21 protein-coding genes are annotated in these 16,288 nt (G+C 35.2%); 11 read left to right on the top strand and 10 right to left on the bottom strand.

The window, feature by feature from the left end; all coding sequences use genetic code 11:
• Window positions 1-9: 9 nt before the first annotated feature.
• Both FEE95_RS00110 and FEE95_RS00105 read right to left on the bottom strand, forming a co-directional pair.
• The gene (locus tag FEE95_RS00110; RefSeq protein WP_138655803.1) at window positions 10-474 is read right to left on the bottom strand and encodes a (2Fe-2S)-binding protein; all 465 of its coding nucleotides are present in this window, start codon (window positions 472-474) and stop codon (window positions 10-12) included.
• 75 nt (window positions 475-549) lie between these two features.
• A complete protein-coding gene (locus FEE95_RS00105; RefSeq protein WP_138655802.1) occupies window positions 550-1,002 on the bottom strand; it encodes a nuclear transport factor 2 family protein in 453 nt (150 codons plus the stop codon).
• A 210-nt stretch (window positions 1,003-1,212) separates the two neighbouring features.
• On the opposite strand from FEE95_RS00105, the gene FEE95_RS00100 reads away from it, so the two are divergent.
• The 7 genes from FEE95_RS00100 (at window position 1,213) to FEE95_RS00070 (ending at window position 7,213) form a co-directional block, all read left to right on the top strand.
• Window positions 1,213-2,124, top strand: coding sequence for a helix-turn-helix domain-containing protein (locus FEE95_RS00100; RefSeq protein ID WP_138655801.1), 912 nt, complete (start codon window positions 1,213-1,215; stop codon window positions 2,122-2,124).
• A 572-nt stretch (window positions 2,125-2,696) separates the two neighbouring features.
• Window positions 2,697-4,166 carry a type III PLP-dependent enzyme domain-containing protein gene (locus FEE95_RS00095; RefSeq protein ID WP_138655800.1) on the top strand — a complete coding sequence of 490 codons (1,470 nt, stop codon included), beginning with the start codon at window positions 2,697-2,699 and terminating at the stop codon, window positions 4,164-4,166.
• A 16-nt stretch (window positions 4,167-4,182) separates the two neighbouring features.
• Entirely contained in the window at window positions 4,183-5,118 is a 936-nt protein-coding gene (speB, locus tag FEE95_RS00090; RefSeq protein WP_138655799.1) for an agmatinase, read from the top strand.
• Complete coding sequence (locus FEE95_RS00085) at window positions 5,108-6,082, top strand: deoxyhypusine synthase family protein (protein WP_138655798.1); 975 nt, start codon at window positions 5,108-5,110, stop codon at window positions 6,080-6,082. The genes speB and FEE95_RS00085 overlap by 11 nt, the downstream gene beginning before the upstream one ends.
• A gap of 26 nt (window positions 6,083-6,108) precedes the next feature.
• The gene (locus tag FEE95_RS00080; RefSeq protein ID WP_138657518.1) at window positions 6,109-6,375 is read left to right on the top strand and encodes a hypothetical protein; all 267 of its coding nucleotides are present in this window, start codon (window positions 6,109-6,111) and stop codon (window positions 6,373-6,375) included.
• A gap of 11 nt (window positions 6,376-6,386) precedes the next feature.
• Window positions 6,387-6,800, top strand: coding sequence for an NUDIX domain-containing protein (locus FEE95_RS00075; RefSeq protein WP_138655797.1), 414 nt, complete (start codon window positions 6,387-6,389; stop codon window positions 6,798-6,800).
• The gene (locus tag FEE95_RS00070; RefSeq protein ID WP_138655796.1) at window positions 6,800-7,213 is read left to right on the top strand and encodes a VOC family protein; all 414 of its coding nucleotides are present in this window, start codon (window positions 6,800-6,802) and stop codon (window positions 7,211-7,213) included. The genes FEE95_RS00075 and FEE95_RS00070 overlap by 1 nt, the downstream gene beginning before the upstream one ends.
• A gap of 89 nt (window positions 7,214-7,302) precedes the next feature.
• On the opposite strand, the gene FEE95_RS00065 is transcribed toward FEE95_RS00070, so the two are convergent.
• From FEE95_RS00065 to FEE95_RS00035, 7 genes are all read right to left on the bottom strand, one after another.
• On the bottom strand, window positions 7,303-7,674 hold the full coding sequence (locus tag FEE95_RS00065) for a VOC family protein (RefSeq protein WP_138655795.1): 372 nt from the start codon (window positions 7,672-7,674) through the stop codon (window positions 7,303-7,305).
• 3 nt (window positions 7,675-7,677) lie between these two features.
• Window positions 7,678-7,884, bottom strand: coding sequence for a GDCCVxC domain-containing (seleno)protein (locus tag FEE95_RS22270; RefSeq protein WP_138655794.1), 207 nt, complete (start codon window positions 7,882-7,884; stop codon window positions 7,678-7,680).
• Entirely contained in the window at window positions 7,884-8,480 is a 597-nt protein-coding gene (gene merTP / locus FEE95_RS00055) for a mercuric transport protein MerTP (protein ID WP_138655793.1), read from the bottom strand. The genes FEE95_RS22270 and merTP overlap by 1 nt, the downstream gene beginning before the upstream one ends.
• Window positions 8,481-8,484: 4 nt before the next feature.
• The gene (locus FEE95_RS00050) at window positions 8,485-8,853 is read right to left on the bottom strand and encodes an ArsR/SmtB family transcription factor (protein WP_138655792.1); all 369 of its coding nucleotides are present in this window, start codon (window positions 8,851-8,853) and stop codon (window positions 8,485-8,487) included.
• Between the two features lie 664 nt (window positions 8,854-9,517).
• Window positions 9,518-10,063, bottom strand: coding sequence for a hypothetical protein (locus FEE95_RS00045; RefSeq protein ID WP_138655791.1), 546 nt, complete (start codon window positions 10,061-10,063; stop codon window positions 9,518-9,520).
• Between the two features lie 85 nt (window positions 10,064-10,148).
• Window positions 10,149-12,101 carry a M12 family metallo-peptidase gene (locus FEE95_RS00040; protein ID WP_171036944.1) on the bottom strand — a complete coding sequence of 651 codons (1,953 nt, stop codon included), beginning with the start codon at window positions 12,099-12,101 and terminating at the stop codon, window positions 10,149-10,151.
• A 561-nt stretch (window positions 12,102-12,662) separates the two neighbouring features.
• Window positions 12,663-12,929: a hypothetical protein gene (locus FEE95_RS00035; protein ID WP_138655789.1), complete on the bottom strand. Its 267-nt coding sequence runs from the start codon at window positions 12,927-12,929 to the stop codon at window positions 12,663-12,665.
• 186 nt (window positions 12,930-13,115) lie between these two features.
• Between FEE95_RS00035 and FEE95_RS00030 the strand changes: the two genes are divergently transcribed.
• Entirely contained in the window at window positions 13,116-13,769 is a 654-nt protein-coding gene (locus FEE95_RS00030) for a hypothetical protein (protein WP_138655788.1), read from the top strand.
• Window positions 13,770-13,957: 188 nt separating this feature from the next.
• On the opposite strand, the gene FEE95_RS00025 is transcribed toward FEE95_RS00030, so the two are convergent.
• A complete protein-coding gene (locus tag FEE95_RS00025) occupies window positions 13,958-14,260 on the bottom strand; it encodes a hypothetical protein (protein ID WP_138655787.1) in 303 nt (100 codons plus the stop codon).
• Between the two features lie 381 nt (window positions 14,261-14,641).
• Here FEE95_RS00025 and FEE95_RS00020 point away from each other — a divergent pair, with 381 nt between their 5' ends.
• The 3 genes from FEE95_RS00020 to FEE95_RS00010 are packed head-to-tail and all read left to right on the top strand — an operon-like array spanning window position 14,642 to window position 15,590.
• Entirely contained in the window at window positions 14,642-14,944 is a 303-nt protein-coding gene (locus FEE95_RS00020) for a hypothetical protein (RefSeq protein ID WP_138655786.1), read from the top strand.
• A 44-nt stretch (window positions 14,945-14,988) separates the two neighbouring features.
• Window positions 14,989-15,330: a hypothetical protein gene (locus FEE95_RS00015; RefSeq protein ID WP_171036943.1), complete on the top strand. Its 342-nt coding sequence runs from the start codon at window positions 14,989-14,991 to the stop codon at window positions 15,328-15,330.
• A gap of 29 nt (window positions 15,331-15,359) precedes the next feature.
• Window positions 15,360-15,590, top strand: coding sequence for a hypothetical protein (locus FEE95_RS00010; protein WP_138655784.1), 231 nt, complete (start codon window positions 15,360-15,362; stop codon window positions 15,588-15,590).
• The last annotated feature ends 698 nt before the right edge of the window (window positions 15,591-16,288 follow it).

Here is a 16,288-nt window from a genome sequence, read left to right as displayed (position 1 = left end):
GCTCAGTACTTAAGCGTTGATTGAATTTGCAGCAATTTTAACCGCTTTTTTGATACGGGTATACGTTCCACAACGACAGATGTTTCCATTCATGGCCGTCTCGATTTCTTCATCTGAAGGATTCGGATTTTTTTCTAACAAAGCGGAAGCTGTCATAATTTGTCCTGCTTGACAATAGCCGCATTGCGGAACATCAACTTCTAACCATGCTTGTTGAACCGGGTGGTCTCCTTTTTCAGATAAGCCTTCAATGGTTGTAATTTCTTTGTCACCAACTGAAGATATTGGTAGTTGACAAGAACGTACTGCATTGCCATCTAAATGTACGGTGCATGCCCCACATTGGGCAATACCACATCCATACTTAGTACCGACTAATTTGATGTGGTCTCTTAAAACCCATAACATAGGTGTTGTAGGGTCAACATCTAGTTCTCGTTCTTTTCCGTTGATATTCAGATTAAATTTCGCCATGATTATTGTATAAGTATATGAATGCTATGAAGTTAGGAAATTTTAAAACACGAATTTCCCTCTAGTTATTAAACTTTAGTGTGCAATCTCATGCGTGTCTCTTACTTTGCTAAAAGTCAGGTCTAATAATTTCCAATCTTCTCCTTCTTTATGGTAAAACTCGGTCACGGTAAATTCATTAGCCACATCATTACCACGAACATGAGCAGTTAGTGTAATTCGATTCCAAAGTAACACGGTGTCATCGGCAATAACTTCAACGACCACATCATGAACATCAGCTTTTTTATACCAAATGCTTCCTGATTTGATGATTTCCAATTCTCGGTCTTTTTTCCAAGAGCCACTCATGTGCACAAATCTTGATTTGTCATGAAACAAGGTGCTGAGTTTATCAACATCCTTATCAGCCATCCATTCCCATTTTGCTTTAGAAAGCTTCGTAATTTCTTGTTTAAGTGTGTTGTCTTGTGCGAAGGAATTCGCACTAAATGCGATTAATAATAATGCGATGTATATTGTTCTCATGGTTTTGCTTTTAGATATATGAAGTTAAATTAAACTATTTTGTTTTGCCGTTCCCATTCAAGAGTTTTCTTTTGATTCAAAAATAGAGGTTAATAGGGCAGTTAGCCATACCTAAATTACGGTTGCTCATACCATTTTTACGGATATTGATATGTAACCTTGAAACCTTGGTAATCAATATCCTATCTTTAGTTCAAACTTAGTGAGGTAATGAGAAATATTTGTACCATCAATGCTGTAGGAGACTACTTGAAAATGCGAAAGCAGGAGGTGCTTCACCCTTTGGTAGGTGTCGTTGATTTTGAGAAGGTTGATGAATCAGCAAAAACCATTTCTGACTATGACGCGCTACAATTTAATTGTTATGCCATTTTCTTGAAAGATGCCAAAGGATGTAAATTGAAATACGGCGGCAAATCATACGATTATGATGATGGAACCTTAGTATTTGTCAGTCCTGAACAAGTTGTTGGTTTGACCTACAATGAACCTAATTTTAAACCTAAGGGATATGCGCTCTTGTTTCATCCGGACTTATTGATAGGAACAGATTTACTCAGAAAGATGAAGCGCTATAGTTTTTTCTCATATGCCACACATGAGGCGTTGCACTTATCAGCAAAAGAACGCAGGGTAATTATAAGTCTGTTAGAAAAAATTCAGTTTGAACTAGAACAGAATATCGATAAGCATAGCAGAAAGTTGATTCTTGCCAATATTGAACTGTTTTTAGATTATTCCTTGCGATTTTATGACCGTCAGTTCTTGACCCGTGAGACTGCGCATCAACATTCATTAGAGAAATTTGATGCATTGCTGAATACTTATTTTCTATCGGACAAGCCTAAAACTCTTGGAACACCTACCGTTGGATACTTTGCAAATGAATTGCATTTATCGTCTAATTACTTTGGCGACCTCGTCAAAAAAGAAACAGGAAAATCGGCTCAAGACTATATTCAAAGTAAGCTTATCGAGGTGGCAAAAGAAAAAGTTTTTGACCTTAATAAATCGGTTAGTGAGATAGCCTACGAGCTTGGATTTAAATATCCACAGCATTTTAGTCGTTTGTTTAAGAAAAAAGTTGGGTATTCGCCACAGGAGTTTCGTATGTTGAATTGAATCTGTTATTACTATCTCATATTCTGATTGCGATAACTTGGGTGCTGAAAAAAGGCGAAATTGAAGGGACAAAAACAAGACTAAAATGAGTTCTCAAAAAACGCTCTTTTTTTAAGACTATCTTCTAACTAAGGCGATTCGCTTAGCTAAAGTTCCCATTTTGAGGCCTAGCTCTATTCTAGAAAGTTTGATTGACCACCAATTTAGAATTGGTTTTATATGTGATTAATGAAAAAACAGAATTTTTTTCCAAAAAATAATCTCAATCCAAATTTTTAGTACATTTATTCTATAATGAGTCCGTTAAAAAGACGCATTGCCATAACCATAATGAAATCTTTTTTCATGTTCGGGCTTAGGAGAATAAAGAAGTCTACTCCAAAAGCTGCCTTAGGGATGAGGAGCCGAATACTCAGGCTGACTTCTAAAATATATACTACTAAACTGCGGCTCGAGCAAATTCTTTTTGAACCCTCGACCACTTTTATTTTCCGTATCTGATTTTTTAGAAATGCATCTGACTTTGCCCCAAAGGGCAAAACCTATATTTTCTAATCTTTCATATACATAGAATGAAGACAAAATACGTCGACCTTATCGACCAGACCTTTGATTTTCCGCAGGAAGAGTTTACCATGAAAAATAACGAACTAAATTTCCATGGGATAGACTTAATGGCCCTTATAAAACAATATGGTGCTCCCCTTAAGTTTACTTACTTACCTAAAATATCTGATAATATAAATAGAGCTAAGACTTGGTTCGCAAACGCTATAAGAGCGAATAACTACTCTGGTTCCTATAACTATTGTTATTGCACAAAGAGTTCACATTTTAGGCATGTACTTGATGAAGCCATAAAGAATGATATTCATATAGAAACATCATCAGCCTTCGATATTGATATCATAGAAAATCTGAAAGCTCAAGGTAAATTAAATGATGATGTTTATGTAATCAGTAATGGATTTAAACGTGACCAGTATGTTCAGAACATTGCCAGATTAATCAACAATGGGCATAAAAACTGTATCACCATTATTGACAATTATGAGGAAATCAACCTACTTAGTGAAGCTATAGAGGGCACTTATAACATTGGTATTCGTATTGCCTCTGAAGAAGAACCAAAGTTTGAGTTCTATACCTCTCGATTAGGTATTGGATATAAAAATATTGTCCCTTTTTATAGAAAAGAGATTAAGGAGAATCCCAAGGTCACTTTGAAGATGCTTCACTTTTTTATCAATACTGGTATAAGGGACAATGCTTACTATTGGAATGAGTTGCTGAAATGTATGCAAGTCTATGTGGACTTAAAAAAAATATGTCCCAGTCTTGATAGCCTAAATATTGGAGGTGGCTTTCCTATTAAAAACTCCTTGGCCTTTGATTATGATTATGCCTACATGGTAGATGAAATCATACGGCAAATCAAACAGACCTGCGATGCGGCCGGCGTTGCCGCTCCCAATATTTTTACGGAATTCGGAAGCTTTACAGTAGGAGAGAGTGGCGGAATCATTTATGAAGTTTTGTACCAGAAACAACAAAACGACCGTGAAAAATGGAATATGATAAATTCCTCTTTCATTACGACAATGCCAGATACTTGGGCTATTAATAAGCGTTTTGTAATGCTGGCAATCAATGGTTGGGATAAAGAGTACGAACGTGTACTACTTGGTGGGCTCACTTGCGATAGTGATGACTACTATAATAGTGAGCAACATATGAACGCCATTTACCTCCCAAAATTCAACAAACAGAAACCACTATATATCGGTTTTTTCAATACCGGTGCATATCAAGAAAGTATAGGCGGTTATGGAGGTTTACAGCATTGTTTAATTCCGGCGCCAAAACATATTATACTTAATCGTAATGAAGAAGGTGAATTGAACTGTTCACTATTTTCAGAGCAGCAAACCTCTGAAGAAATGCTGTCTATTCTTGGATATGATTATAACATCAACAAGGCTATTGCGAACGTCACATCCAATAGCGAAGAAATTTCAAACGTAATAAAAGCATCTTATTAATTCTATTCAAAGTAGTATGAAAACCAATACGAATTACGCAGATATTCCAGATAATTATGCGGCATTGGACAGTTCAAAAATAGTTCTGATTCCTGTACCCTATGACGGAACAAGCACTTGGGGCAAAGGAGCCGATAAAGGACCAAAAGCCTTTTTAGAAGCTTCAGAAAATATGGAACTATACGACATCGAAACCGATTCGGAAGTTTACAAATATGGTATTTATCTCGCAGATCCTGTTACGGTCAATGCAACACCTGAAGCCATGGTAGACGCTGTTCACCAAGAAACCAAAAGATTTATAAAAAAGAACAAGTTCGTTACCGTTTTCGGAGGGGAACATTCCATATCTATCGGAACCATTAGGGCATTCAATGAAATGTTTCCCAGCTTAACGGTACTGCATATTGATGCGCATGCAGATTTGCGCAAAAGTTATGAGGGCAGTTCTTGCAATCATGCCTGTGCAGTATACGAAGCAAGCCAGAACACCAATCTAATTCAAGTGGGCATTCGTTCTATGGATGTAAAGGAGAAATCAATCATGAATTTGGACAAAACCTATTTTGCCCATGACATGGCCATCAATGATTCTTGGATGGATTCTTCCATCGACCAAATGACGGATAATGTATTCATCACCTTCGATTTGGATGCTTTCGACCCTTCAATTCTGCCAAGTACAGGAACGCCGGAACCGGGAGGACTGCTTTGGTACGAAACCCTAGACTTTCTAAAGCAAGTATTCGCAGAAAAAAATGTCGTAGGTTTTGATATCGTTGAGTTATGTCCTAATGAAATCGATAAATCATCCGATTTCCTTGCCGCCAAATTATACTATAAGATGTTGAGTTATAAGTTTCATAACGAAGGGTCTACAATTAATTATGAGGACACGTATGAAGACTCAAACCGTTTAGGGAACTATATAAAATTTAAAGATGAGGACTAAAGGTGCCATTTCCAATTTCATAGAAAAGTACTATTTGCATTTCAATGCGGCTACCCTTGTAGATGCGGCAAAAGCATATGAAGAACAATTGAGCCAAGGTTCAAAAATGCTAGTGTCGTTAGCAGGTGCTATGAGTACCGCAGAATTAGGTAAAATTTTTGCCGAAATGATTCGAAAAGACAAAGTACAGATCATTTCGTGTACCGGTGCAAATTTGGAAGAAGATATCATGAATCTTGTGGCACATAGTCACTATGAACGAGTGCCCTACTATCGTGATTTGACACCTGATGATGAATGGGGATTACTGGAACGCGGATTAAATCGCGTTACAGACACCTGTATTCCAGAAGAAGAGGCATTCCGAAGAATTCAAGAACACATAGTAGCCATTTGGAAGGATGCCGAAGAGAAAGGAGAACGCTACTTTCCACACGAGTTCATGTACAAATTATTATTATCCGGAGTACTGGAAAAACATTACGAAATAGATGTCAAAGACTCTTGGATGTTCGCTGCAGCAGAAGCGAACCTACCTATAATAGTCCCCGGATGGGAAGACAGCACCATGGGTAACATATTTGCAAGTTATGTGATGAAAGGAGAACTCAAGGCAAGTACCATGAAATCGGGTATTGAGTATATGACTTACCTCGCAGATTGGTATACCAAAAATTCAGAAAATGGCATCGGCTTCTTTCAGATAGGAGGCGGTATTGCCGGTGATTTCCCTATTTGCGTGGTACCCATGCTGTATCAAGATATGGAACTTACAGACACTCCTTTCTGGAGTTATTTCTGCCAAATTAGCGATTCAACCACAAGCTATGGTTCTTATAGCGGGGCAGTACCTAACGAAAAAATCACTTGGGGCAAATTGGATATTAGTACGCCCAAGTTTATTATTGAGAGCGATGCCACCATCGTAGCACCATTACTATTTGCTTACGTTTTAGATATGTAATTATGAAAAGTACAAACCATCAAAACCTGAAAAGAGTCATTGTTGATTTTAAAAAACTGAGCAATGCCATTTTGGACTTATTAGTAATGAAATATCCTGACGGATTCGGTGATAATGATATCATTTCATTCAAGAACCAGCATAATGAGACCATTGAATGTGTCGAGGTACGAACTGAGGATACCATTTACTTAGTAAAAGTAAGTAAACGTCTTGTCGGTGCTATGGAAGATATTAATGGTGATGATGAAGTCCATGATGAAGAAATGGATATTGAACCAATCGAAGATTAGCATAGTTATAAATGAAAGTGATTCATAAAACACGATTGTTAGCCGTTAACGGAAAGCAACTCCTAGTAATAGAAAAAATAGGTAAAAAAAAGAAATTCACACTACCTGGTGGTATTCAAAAGAAAAAGGAAACTCTGATTGAAAGTCTTGTACGAGAAACGGCTGAAGAGATTGGATTAATAGTAAACCCAAAACATGCCATTCATATGACATCCACATCTCTAAAAGGTAAAGCGGCTATCACAAAGCATCATTATGTATTACCTATGAAGAATAATGATTTTTGCGTTATTGAAACTGAAAAGTTTAAAGATGTGTATTGGACCCATTGGAAAGAAGCGCTGGACTACTTAGATAAGGAAGATAGGAATGCTGTAAAAAAATACTTCAAACACCTAAAAAAGAAAACTAAAACCATCGTATAATGCAAGCACAATTTCATTTGGCATTACCTTGTGAGAATATAGAGACCACAAGAAACTTTTATGTAGATATTCTAGGAGCTTCGAAAGGCAGGCAAGCAGATAAATGGTCTGATATTAACCTCTACAACCACCAATTAACATTCACCGAAGCTGGTGATTTCAACTTTGACTTTAAGAATTACAAGCTCGGTGATTCCATATTACCATCCTTTCACTTTGGAGTTATCATACCGGTTGAAGAATGGGGTAAACTCTATAGCAAATTGTTTCAATCGAATCAAGAAGTGACTACAGAAGCTACCTTTATGGAAGATAAGATTGGTGAGCACCTTTCTTTTTTTATTGCTGACCCGAACGGATATATGATTGAGTTTAAAAGTTTTAAGAATGACCATGAAGTTTTCTCATCATAGAGCAAAAAGATAGGCTTTCAAAAAGTTATTTTAAACTCCTTGACTAATATTAGCAATGAATCATATATACTCTAAGCAACATGGTTTTTTTACGGTTTGTTGAATTCGCAAAAGTGCCACAAAACACCCGAAGGGTCATGCATAAATAGCTCCCTGCCCCAATCAAAAGTTTTGATCTCGGTAAATCGAACGTATTTGTACTTATTATGTAAACCACGCTCGAGCAAATCTTTTTCGCATACCTCAATGTCGTCTACTTCCAGAAAGATCATAGAATTTTGAACCCATTTCTTCACATAATAATCTTGTAGGTAGAAACCCAATTGGTCATTTACTTTGAACAAGCACATTTTAGGGTCTAGCTCTACTTCTTCAAAATCAAGGGAACGGTAGAATTCCCGAGATTCCTTATAATTTTTAGCCCCTATAAAAGTCCGTATTGTTTTTGGATTGTATTCCACTTATCAGCAACAATTTTTGTTTTCTTGAATTGGTGGACAAGCGACAGTCCCATAGGAGCAATATACACAACAATCACCTTCTTTTGGTTTCAATAGGGTCTTACAATTTTTGCATTCATAAAAGAATTGGCAGGCCGTTGTAGGCATCTCCTCCTTGGATTCATGGTCACATTTAGGGCAGATAATTGTTGATTCCAATTTTATCTCCATCACTTCACTATTTTGTATCCCGTGCTTAATATGGCAGTTTCTATCTTTTGAAGATCGACCTTGGTTTCATCGTATTTTACTATTGTATTTGCCGATTCATAATCTGCATTCACTTTAATTATACCATCTAGTTTGTTGACTTCACTTTCAATATGTGCTTCACAACCCGAGCAGGTCATTCCTTCAATATCCACCCTGATTTCCTTTACATTTGATTGCTCCACGTATACAATTTCTTTACTTGTGTCAGGAGTGGGATAAAAAACATGGGAGTAGCGGGGAAAGGCCAACATTGCTCCGGCTAATAGCGTAACCAAGAACAAAAAACCTTTGGAGTTGATAAACTTCGGTTTTTCATCTTCGCATTCACAATCAATCTCGGCTTTTGTTTTAGGCTTTAGTTTTAAGTACCAGGCACAAGCTAATACCAAAACAGTAAGACCAATTAAATATGGTCTAAAAGGTTCTATCCACGAAAAAGTAGATGCAATTCCACTTGTTCCAGCCAACAGTGCCAATACCGGGGTGATACAACATAGTGAGGCCGTAATCGCTGCAAGAATGGAAGTCCCGATTAATTTTTTCTTGTTGTTCATAATCCTATACCATAACGTTTTTATCCTTTACCAGTTCAAAAAGGGGATTTAATATAAACGATTTGCCCTTATTTAGTGCATAGAAAATTGTTTGGGCTTCCTTAGTCGCGTATATAAGGTCTCTATCCTTTAGTTTTCTCAAATGTTGGGAGATTGCCGAAACATTCATTTGCAAAATATCACTTAGGTCACAAACGCAAAGTCTTCCCTCTCTTTGAAGCAAAAAGAGGATTTGAAGCCTGACCTTGTTTCCTGCCAAGTTCAGCACCTCAGAGACGACTCTTAATGAGCTATCCGATTCTCTAATTGTAGCCCTACAATCCATTATCTGTTTAGCATCTGCTTCTAACCGTATGCATATTTGTTTACCCATGATTCAAAGATATGTATTTTAGCATTTGCTTAAATACAAAAATGGATTAAATTATTTAACTTGTTAAATGACAATTTTATCAGGCCATATTTTGACTTTCTAACAAAACTATAACGACTCTTAACATTAGACGTCTATTGTTAAGAGTCTCACTTTTTTGAAATGTAGAGTAGGGGAGTCAAAGGCAATCTTGAGACCTAGCCCAATGCATAATATAAAAAGTATATTTAAACGGCCCTTTGACCTATATTAAATATGACCATTCAGTGAATTTTCTAAAAATTTGGCGATGGGAACGTTAAAAAGAACTTTTAAAAGTCCTCCTGAAGAGTATAATTATTGACACCTTTTATAGACTTTGGACAATTTTTTAAAGTTCAATTATTGGTGGGATTAAAATTCTTATTCATGTTATCATATCAAGAATTTTATAAAAAGATTATTCCTGAATGATTAAGAGAATTGAGACTGTTTTAAATATGAATTCAAGATAATGCCTCTTAAAAATTACTTTGCTTTTGAATCACTTTTGATATCGTAACGCTTAAACTAACAATTATATGTGTAGCAATGATTTACCTGTAACAAAACTAATCTGGTACTCCTAACTTAAAAAAAGACCAAAACCAGTTTGATTTTTTTAAATGAATCGAGCATTTTCAGCTTAATTCCCGTTCAGCAAATCCCCTGGTACAGCCTCGAAACTTACATTGTCAAATCGTAGGGTATCTGGAAGGGTTTGAAAATCGTTGCCGTTTTCTTCGATGACCAGTGTAGCTTGAAACCTTCCTTTAACAATGGTTTCAGTGATTTCGTCAAATTGAACCCAATTTGGTTCCCCTTCAACAATTTCCCATTTTCCAATAGGAGAATCTTCCTCTATTTGCCGAAATCGTATATTGGTTGGCTCCCTAAATGATTGAGTCTTCGTAAAATTTTGCCTATCTAAATTTGGTTCGCCAGTAATGCCCATACTGGCCGTCGACAGACAATTTTGGTCTTGTACAAAACTGGTAACTGAAAGGGCTCCATTTTCCAAATACTCGAATAATGTCCATCTAGCTTGGTAAAGGGTCTCACTGTTAATGAGAGTTTCCGTCTTGCCTAATTGTTCCATACAATCCTTCGTACCGTCGTCATCTTTATTGCAAGAAACTGAAAAAACAACAGTGCATAAGACAATACATTTGACCTTGAGATATCTAAACATATGTTATAATTATCATTTTTATCAATTCATTAAAATAAGAGTATGGGGGTGTCAAAAACACCCCCATACTTTGAAGATAAACATATTATCTGGAAATAAGGATTCGTTTCTCCAGTAGGATTCCGTCACTAGAATGAACCTTAAGCTCGTAAATTCCTTGTGGTATGTTTGAAATATCGAACAATAATGGGTTTTCCCCTGCTCTAATTTTTCCTTTGAACAACCTCTTTTCATAAGAGAAAGGTGCTATACCGTACAATTTAACCTCCGTTTCTTGTTCAATATCCGAAGAAACCAATACGTTCAGTTCGGATGACGCGGGAACTGGATATACTACTGAACGTGAACTAGTGTCCTCCAACTCGGGCAGCTCTGCTTTTGCATAAAAGGGGCCACCGCCATTTGGGTCATTTATATATACCGTTCTTGTCCTAGTCACAGTTTGTCCGTCACATGTAACCCTTAACCTATAATATACTTGATTTCCATTTACAGGTAACGCATAGGTAGAATAGGTGCTTGATGTACTAACTTGAAAATAATTGAATCCATTTTCACTGCGTTCCCATCGGTACGTTCTTGAACCCGAACAATTTTGGACACTTGATGACATAGTATACTGGCTACCAACATTCACAGTTGAAGGTCCCCCTATGCCAACGATTAATGGAGCGAAATCATCATATTCGGACACAACCGACCGCGCATTAAGTAATTGGCGATAGTTATTTCTGTTAGAAGTACCTGTAGGTCCCCTAGATTTACTTTCCTCGGTTACATCGGGATTTGAGAAATACAGTCGTGGAAGACCTCCAGTACCTCCATTAGCAACAACACTTTTGCGATACAATTTTTGACAAAAAAAGCAATTTCTTTTATACCATTGATGCCCTTTAGCCGTTACACTTAGATTTGCTGGTATCTGATTATCAACATTTACCGTATTTCCAAAAACATCGTATTCTATATCATGTCTACATCCCATCATGTGACCAGTTTCGTGAGCATAAACCTTCGTGCTTGCATCAGCTTCTACCATAGCCACATAGCCTGTATCCTCGTTGCCATAGTCTAAAAGTGGGGCAATGCCCAATAAGCCACCTCCCAAATAATTTCTGTTAACAAGGATGACCACTAAATCCGCACCAGCTTGATTTCGCAAGTTTATTATTGTCTGATTAGTTTGTAAATCCTCCAAATCATCCTGGGGATCAATTGTTGCTCCGGGAATATTAACATTCTGAATCCCTGCAGATTGAAAGGTAAGTTGACTACTATATATTCTCGAATTTCTCAAAGACTGATTAAGTTCTGATAAACCAGTTGTTGCAAATTGATTTGGATTGGACACATTGCTAGCCGCATTAGTGAACAAGGTAAGTACTCTAACCACACAAGCACCACCACTCGAACTTCTTGCGGCAAGAAGGTTATCAGCAGTTTTGTTAAGGCTTTCTATGGAAGACTTGGATTTCTCCCCTTTATCCGTAGACGTCATACAGGCCTCATTGGCCACCAGCTTATCTGTATCAAGCTCCATCAAGAACTCCCCCTCGCCATCCACATATTCGATTTTGAAAGACCTATCACCAATGGTCATGCTGCCAAAATTTTTCCCATCTTCATGTATAAGTGTCAAATCCCCCTGTAAATCCTTTTTGTACAATAATTCTGCATTATAGGTATAATTACCATCATCATCTACTTCAATATGTTTAGGTACCGCAAGTATTTTCCCAGTAGCTCTCTTTTTCCCCTTTGGAATTGAGAACTGAAAATATGCAGGGCTTTTTTCGTTCATTATATTCCCTTCGGCCATTTTCTTTAAATTCGGGAATTTGACTTTTCTAATCTCAAAGAACATTGGGTTGTCCGCACGTTTTGACATTTTACTCGAAACAGCGGTAGCTGATTTTCGGGAACTAGATACGTCTTGTCCTATAACCTCAAAAAGCTGGGGTATAGGGTTTTCGCTCTGAGCTATTGCCATTAAGGGCAAAATGAGCAATATGAAAGATAAAAGTAGTTTTGTTTTCATTATAAATGGGTTTAAATTAATAATTGAATTCACCATTAAATATAAATCAAACAGTACTTTTTTACAGCTATAAAAACTTTATAAATATGGAGGTTTTTCTTCAATTAGTAGGATTAAACCTACTTTTTGGAATATTATTTGTTTCATTTATAACAACTTCATTTATTTAGTCATTATAGCCTCTTAATCAAATGAACAAATTATTGGATAGGAATTAGAATAGCCTTGTGAGAAGAAACTAAAAACAGAGGTTTTTAAAATCAAAAAAGGCGTGTTTTGAGTTCGACTCCCACGGTATATTTAATTATTGTTTGGTACAATAAAATGATCCTTTATTTGAACTTTAATCTATACTAGGTTCTGTTCAATATAGACAATAGAGAAACCAAAATCAATAGGAATCCATTAACTAGAAGCTGAGTATGCAGCTGAAAGAAAACACCCGTGTTTTGTTCTTTTTTAGACGGGTCGTTTTCAAATTTTCGAGATAACCTTAATCCTAAAACGCACAAAATAATTCCAAAAATCAATAAGCCGATTTCAAGCATTTCTATTTATCCTTTAATTGAACTTTGACATTTCATGATAAGCAGCAATAACAAACAAAATCAATAAAATAGGGAAGGTTAAAACTAAAATAAAACATAGCCATTTTAAACCCTTATTTTTTGTTCGCCTCGCTAGTTTAAAAAGCTCTATCGGATTTACGACTGGCGCAAATAAAACACTACCCTCTTCTCCATTATTCTTCAAAATTATATACATCACTAGAAGAATAGCATTTAATATGATCGCCAGATTAACAGCTGGATTTGGAAGGCTTTGCATTTATTTTAATTATTCTTTTAAAACACTATTAGACTCTGCAAAAAAAAAGGTGTTTACAGGGATTTTACTCAATTACTCCAATTTTGGAAATAAGCATTATAGTACATTAATACGATTATTGACCGTAATTACAAGCAACCATTTCAATTTTTACATCTCTTATATATAATACTGAAAACCTAAGTTATGAAACAACTTTTAAAACCTTTAGTTCTCTGTTTTATATTACTGTGGAGTTGCACCGAAAACGAAGAACCACAAGTAGATGAGATTCCGGCAAGCATAGAGTCTATTATTAATAATGGAATAATAATAGATTCAATTGCTCTTGATTATGCAGCAATGTATACAAGTAGCGATGGTTTCCCTATTATCCAACCTGCCCAGGTAGAAAAATTCGTTGATGAAAAGGAAATTTTAGTATACTTCAATTTTATGTCTAGTAGTAGAGACTCTATAATTCAGTATTATGCAAACAAAAATAAAGAAAACGCCGAACAAGGGTTCATAGTAGATTATACTCTAAAATATGACGACAAATTAGAAAGTATTTCTGTAGAGCTTAAAAAGAATAATGACGAATTTATAGCGTTTGAAGATACCTCTGAAAACATAACGCTAATTCCAACCCCAGAAATTAATAGTCAAGATACTTTTGCAAAGTATGAGTTTTCAATAAATGAATTTACTATGAGGTATGCTAATAGTTCATTTCCTGAATTCTACGTATTGTCATTTGATAATAAAGAACTGCTATCCAATACCTATGTTTTCAGAATTACTTTTAAATTCAACAATCAAAAAGAATTTATCTTGAATACTAACCAAATAATATTTTAGATTACATAGCTTCTATGTATACCCTATTTCCAAAAGCTTATTAAATAAGTATATTTAATAAACTATAGACAATAAGGTCTCCTTTTAAAAGCCATAATACTCCCGATAGCTATCAGGACTCTAAAGTTCAAGTAAATGATGCCTTTGTGCAAACTCTTTACAAATTGCACCTTCTGTAAAGAGTTTAATTAAATACCTCTTTTGTCTATACTCAGAAAATATTTGAAGTGAGACAACCTTTTATCGTCATGTTTATCGATTACGGCCTTGAAGGTATCTCCTTTTTTTAATTTTTTGAAAACATCCTGAAAGTAGGTTTTGGAAACAATCAATGTGGTAGAGATACATTTTACATAAAAAGCATCCGTGGGCCAACCATTTTTTTCAGCTGCCTGTGGTGGCAGATTATCTCCAATTCTAAGTTCTCTAATTATGGTTACATCGTTGATGGGGGACATCATCATATCACTATCATTAATTTGGTCTTGCAATAAATTGTAGGATATAACGCACCTAAATTTATCTTATTTTTGATAAACATACGATTTCGATGAACTACTGAAGTTTTAACATTTTCGGAGGAGTAAGATGATAATTAAGGCATTGAATGTTTAATAATAAGTTGTGTCATAAGTATTTTCGACTATAGTTCAGAAAAAGGATGTTAAAATTAATGAAGTTCTGTTATTCTCTGTTTGTAGTAGCATTATCATTCGGCCTGCTAACACTATTAGGATTATGCTTTGCCCATGGTTTTGATAATTTAATTTCTAACTGGATTTCATTTAGCATTTTATTCGGTGGTTTAGTTTTTGGTGTAATCATAACAGGTCGAATTTTAAAAAGACTAGAAAATAAAGTTTAAATAAAGGATGGGAAATCAAACCAAAATATATGATTTGGCACCTGAAGAAATAGACGAGTCAATTATCTTGAAAATCATTTTTGATGAAGTTGAAAAACGAGAGTTCGTTATAACGCCTTTAAGTGTTATGGGAATAACCGGATTTCCAATTAGCGAACACAAAGAAATTTTGGGTAACAAGCAAAAAATCGAAAAAATTAAAAAAATATTATCAGACTTATCAACTAAGGGCATATTAGAAAAAAGGAAATCTAAACAAGATTTTCGTGGTATTAAAGAGATAGGATATAACTTAGTAAAGTTCAAATAAAGGATAGTAATATGTTTAAAAACTTTATATCGATTGCATGCTTATTGGTAATATATTCCTGTTCAAATAATGAGCGTATTTTTGGAAAATATGAAGCAAAAAACTTCACTCGAACTATAGACACCTTAATCCTCAAAGAGGATTATTCTTATGAGCATTTAGTCTATGAAATAAAGAAAGGAGAGTCAGTTAAAGTAGACATAGGAAATTGGGAAATAAAAGGAGACAAACTATATTTAATTCACTTCATGACTAACCATGATGAAATTGAATTAGAAAATGGGGACGAATATTTATTTTTAGATGAATATCTAACCATCGAGGGTTTATTTGAGAAGAAATTCGTGATTTGGAAAGACATGAATTTCTATTATCAAAAAATCTAAACCAAAGTTCAAATAAAGGATTCTTAAAAATGAAATTTATCGATGAAAAAGAAAAGCTACTACTTAAAATGGATTCAGCTATTGAAAGCCATCCAAATAATGGGGTATTGGAATCTTTAAAAAGAATTTTAAGTTCGTATAATTCTGCCTCTCAATTAAATGGAGTTTTAAGTAGAACTGTTGTTGATAATCTGGATTACAAAATTCAAATTGGAGAAGATTTAATCAAATTCGAAGAATGGTTTCAACATAACCAATAGTTTAAATAAAGGCTTATATATTTCCAAAATACGACAATATTAATGGATAATAAATCTGTAGTTTTAGGTATTATCGCTTTGATATTTGGGCTTTATTTACTTTCAAATACTCTAAAGGGCCTCTATGAATTTGAGATTAATTATCGAACACTGAGAGGATTTTTTTTGTCTATTGGAGGAATTTTAGCAGGAATTTATTTGATAGCAAATGAATTGGCAAAAATCTATTGAAAATCCTCCCAGCTTAAAAGCCTAAATAAGTTCTTATAAAGTTTAAGTTAAGGATGATATGTGTTATTATAAAAAAAGTGAAGTGATTCTCTTTTTCAATAAAGTTTAATATTTATACCCCAAATCTTACCATAACTTGACCGCGCCGGAACCTGTTTCGATTTTATAGTGTCCAGGTAGGTAAACGTCAATTAAAATCGAAATAGGGCGCAGTTACGATGTCTCATTTTAATCTCTTAATGCATCTAATCATTTGATTTGTTTTTTGAATATTCCATTCGAAATCTTTTTTCAATGGATAAAACCGTAATGGCGCCTAATTCCCTTCTTGTACAATAAGTAATTTGAAGTTGAGCGGCAATTCAAGATGTGTCATTGTCATGACAATCTTGCTTTTTCTCCCGAAGGTCCTTTAGATTAAAGGCCCTTGGTCGCAAAAGTTAAAGACATATGTTGATAATGATTCA

The organism is Maribacter algarum (ex Zhang et al. 2020) (assembly GCF_005885635.1).
Taxonomy (GTDB): Bacteria; Bacteroidota; Bacteroidia; order Flavobacteriales; family Flavobacteriaceae; genus Maribacter_C; species Maribacter_C algarum.
Note: the sequence above shows the minus strand (reverse complement) of the source record. Positions and strands in the feature narration are given on the sequence as shown.

Coding starts and splice junctions, on each gene's coding strand:
- speB (WP_138655799.1), top strand. CDS start 4,183: ATGAAAACCAATACGAATTACGCAGATATTCCAGATAATTATGCGGCA.
- FEE95_RS00050 (WP_138655792.1), bottom strand. CDS start 8,853: ATGGGTAAACAAATATGCATACGGTTAGAAGCAGATGCTAAACAGATA.
- FEE95_RS00035 (WP_138655789.1), bottom strand. CDS start 12,929: ATGCAAAGCCTTCCAAATCCAGCTGTTAATCTGGCGATCATATTAAAT.
- merTP (WP_138655793.1), bottom strand. CDS start 8,480: ATGAACAACAAGAAAAAATTAATCGGGACTTCCATTCTTGCAGCGATT.
- FEE95_RS00030 (WP_138655788.1), top strand. CDS start 13,116: ATGAAACAACTTTTAAAACCTTTAGTTCTCTGTTTTATATTACTGTGG.
- FEE95_RS00075 (WP_138655797.1), top strand. CDS start 6,387: ATGAAAGTGATTCATAAAACACGATTGTTAGCCGTTAACGGAAAGCAA.
- FEE95_RS00070 (WP_138655796.1), top strand. CDS start 6,800: ATGCAAGCACAATTTCATTTGGCATTACCTTGTGAGAATATAGAGACC.
- FEE95_RS00095 (WP_138655800.1), top strand. CDS start 2,697: ATGAAGACAAAATACGTCGACCTTATCGACCAGACCTTTGATTTTCCG.
- FEE95_RS00020 (WP_138655786.1), top strand. CDS start 14,642: ATGGGAAATCAAACCAAAATATATGATTTGGCACCTGAAGAAATAGAC.
- FEE95_RS00010 (WP_138655784.1), top strand. CDS start 15,360: ATGAAATTTATCGATGAAAAAGAAAAGCTACTACTTAAAATGGATTCA.
- FEE95_RS00085 (WP_138655798.1), top strand. CDS start 5,108: ATGAGGACTAAAGGTGCCATTTCCAATTTCATAGAAAAGTACTATTTG.
- FEE95_RS00100 (WP_138655801.1), top strand. CDS start 1,213: ATGAGAAATATTTGTACCATCAATGCTGTAGGAGACTACTTGAAAATG.
- FEE95_RS22270 (WP_138655794.1), bottom strand. CDS start 7,884: ATGGAGATAAAATTGGAATCAACAATTATCTGCCCTAAATGTGACCAT.
- FEE95_RS00045 (WP_138655791.1), bottom strand. CDS start 10,063: ATGTTTAGATATCTCAAGGTCAAATGTATTGTCTTATGCACTGTTGTT.
- FEE95_RS00110 (WP_138655803.1), bottom strand. CDS start 474: ATGGCGAAATTTAATCTGAATATCAACGGAAAAGAACGAGAACTAGAT.
- FEE95_RS00040 (WP_171036944.1), bottom strand. CDS start 12,101: ATGAAAACAAAACTACTTTTATCTTTCATATTGCTCATTTTGCCCTTA.
- FEE95_RS00105 (WP_138655802.1), bottom strand. CDS start 1,002: ATGAGAACAATATACATCGCATTATTATTAATCGCATTTAGTGCGAAT.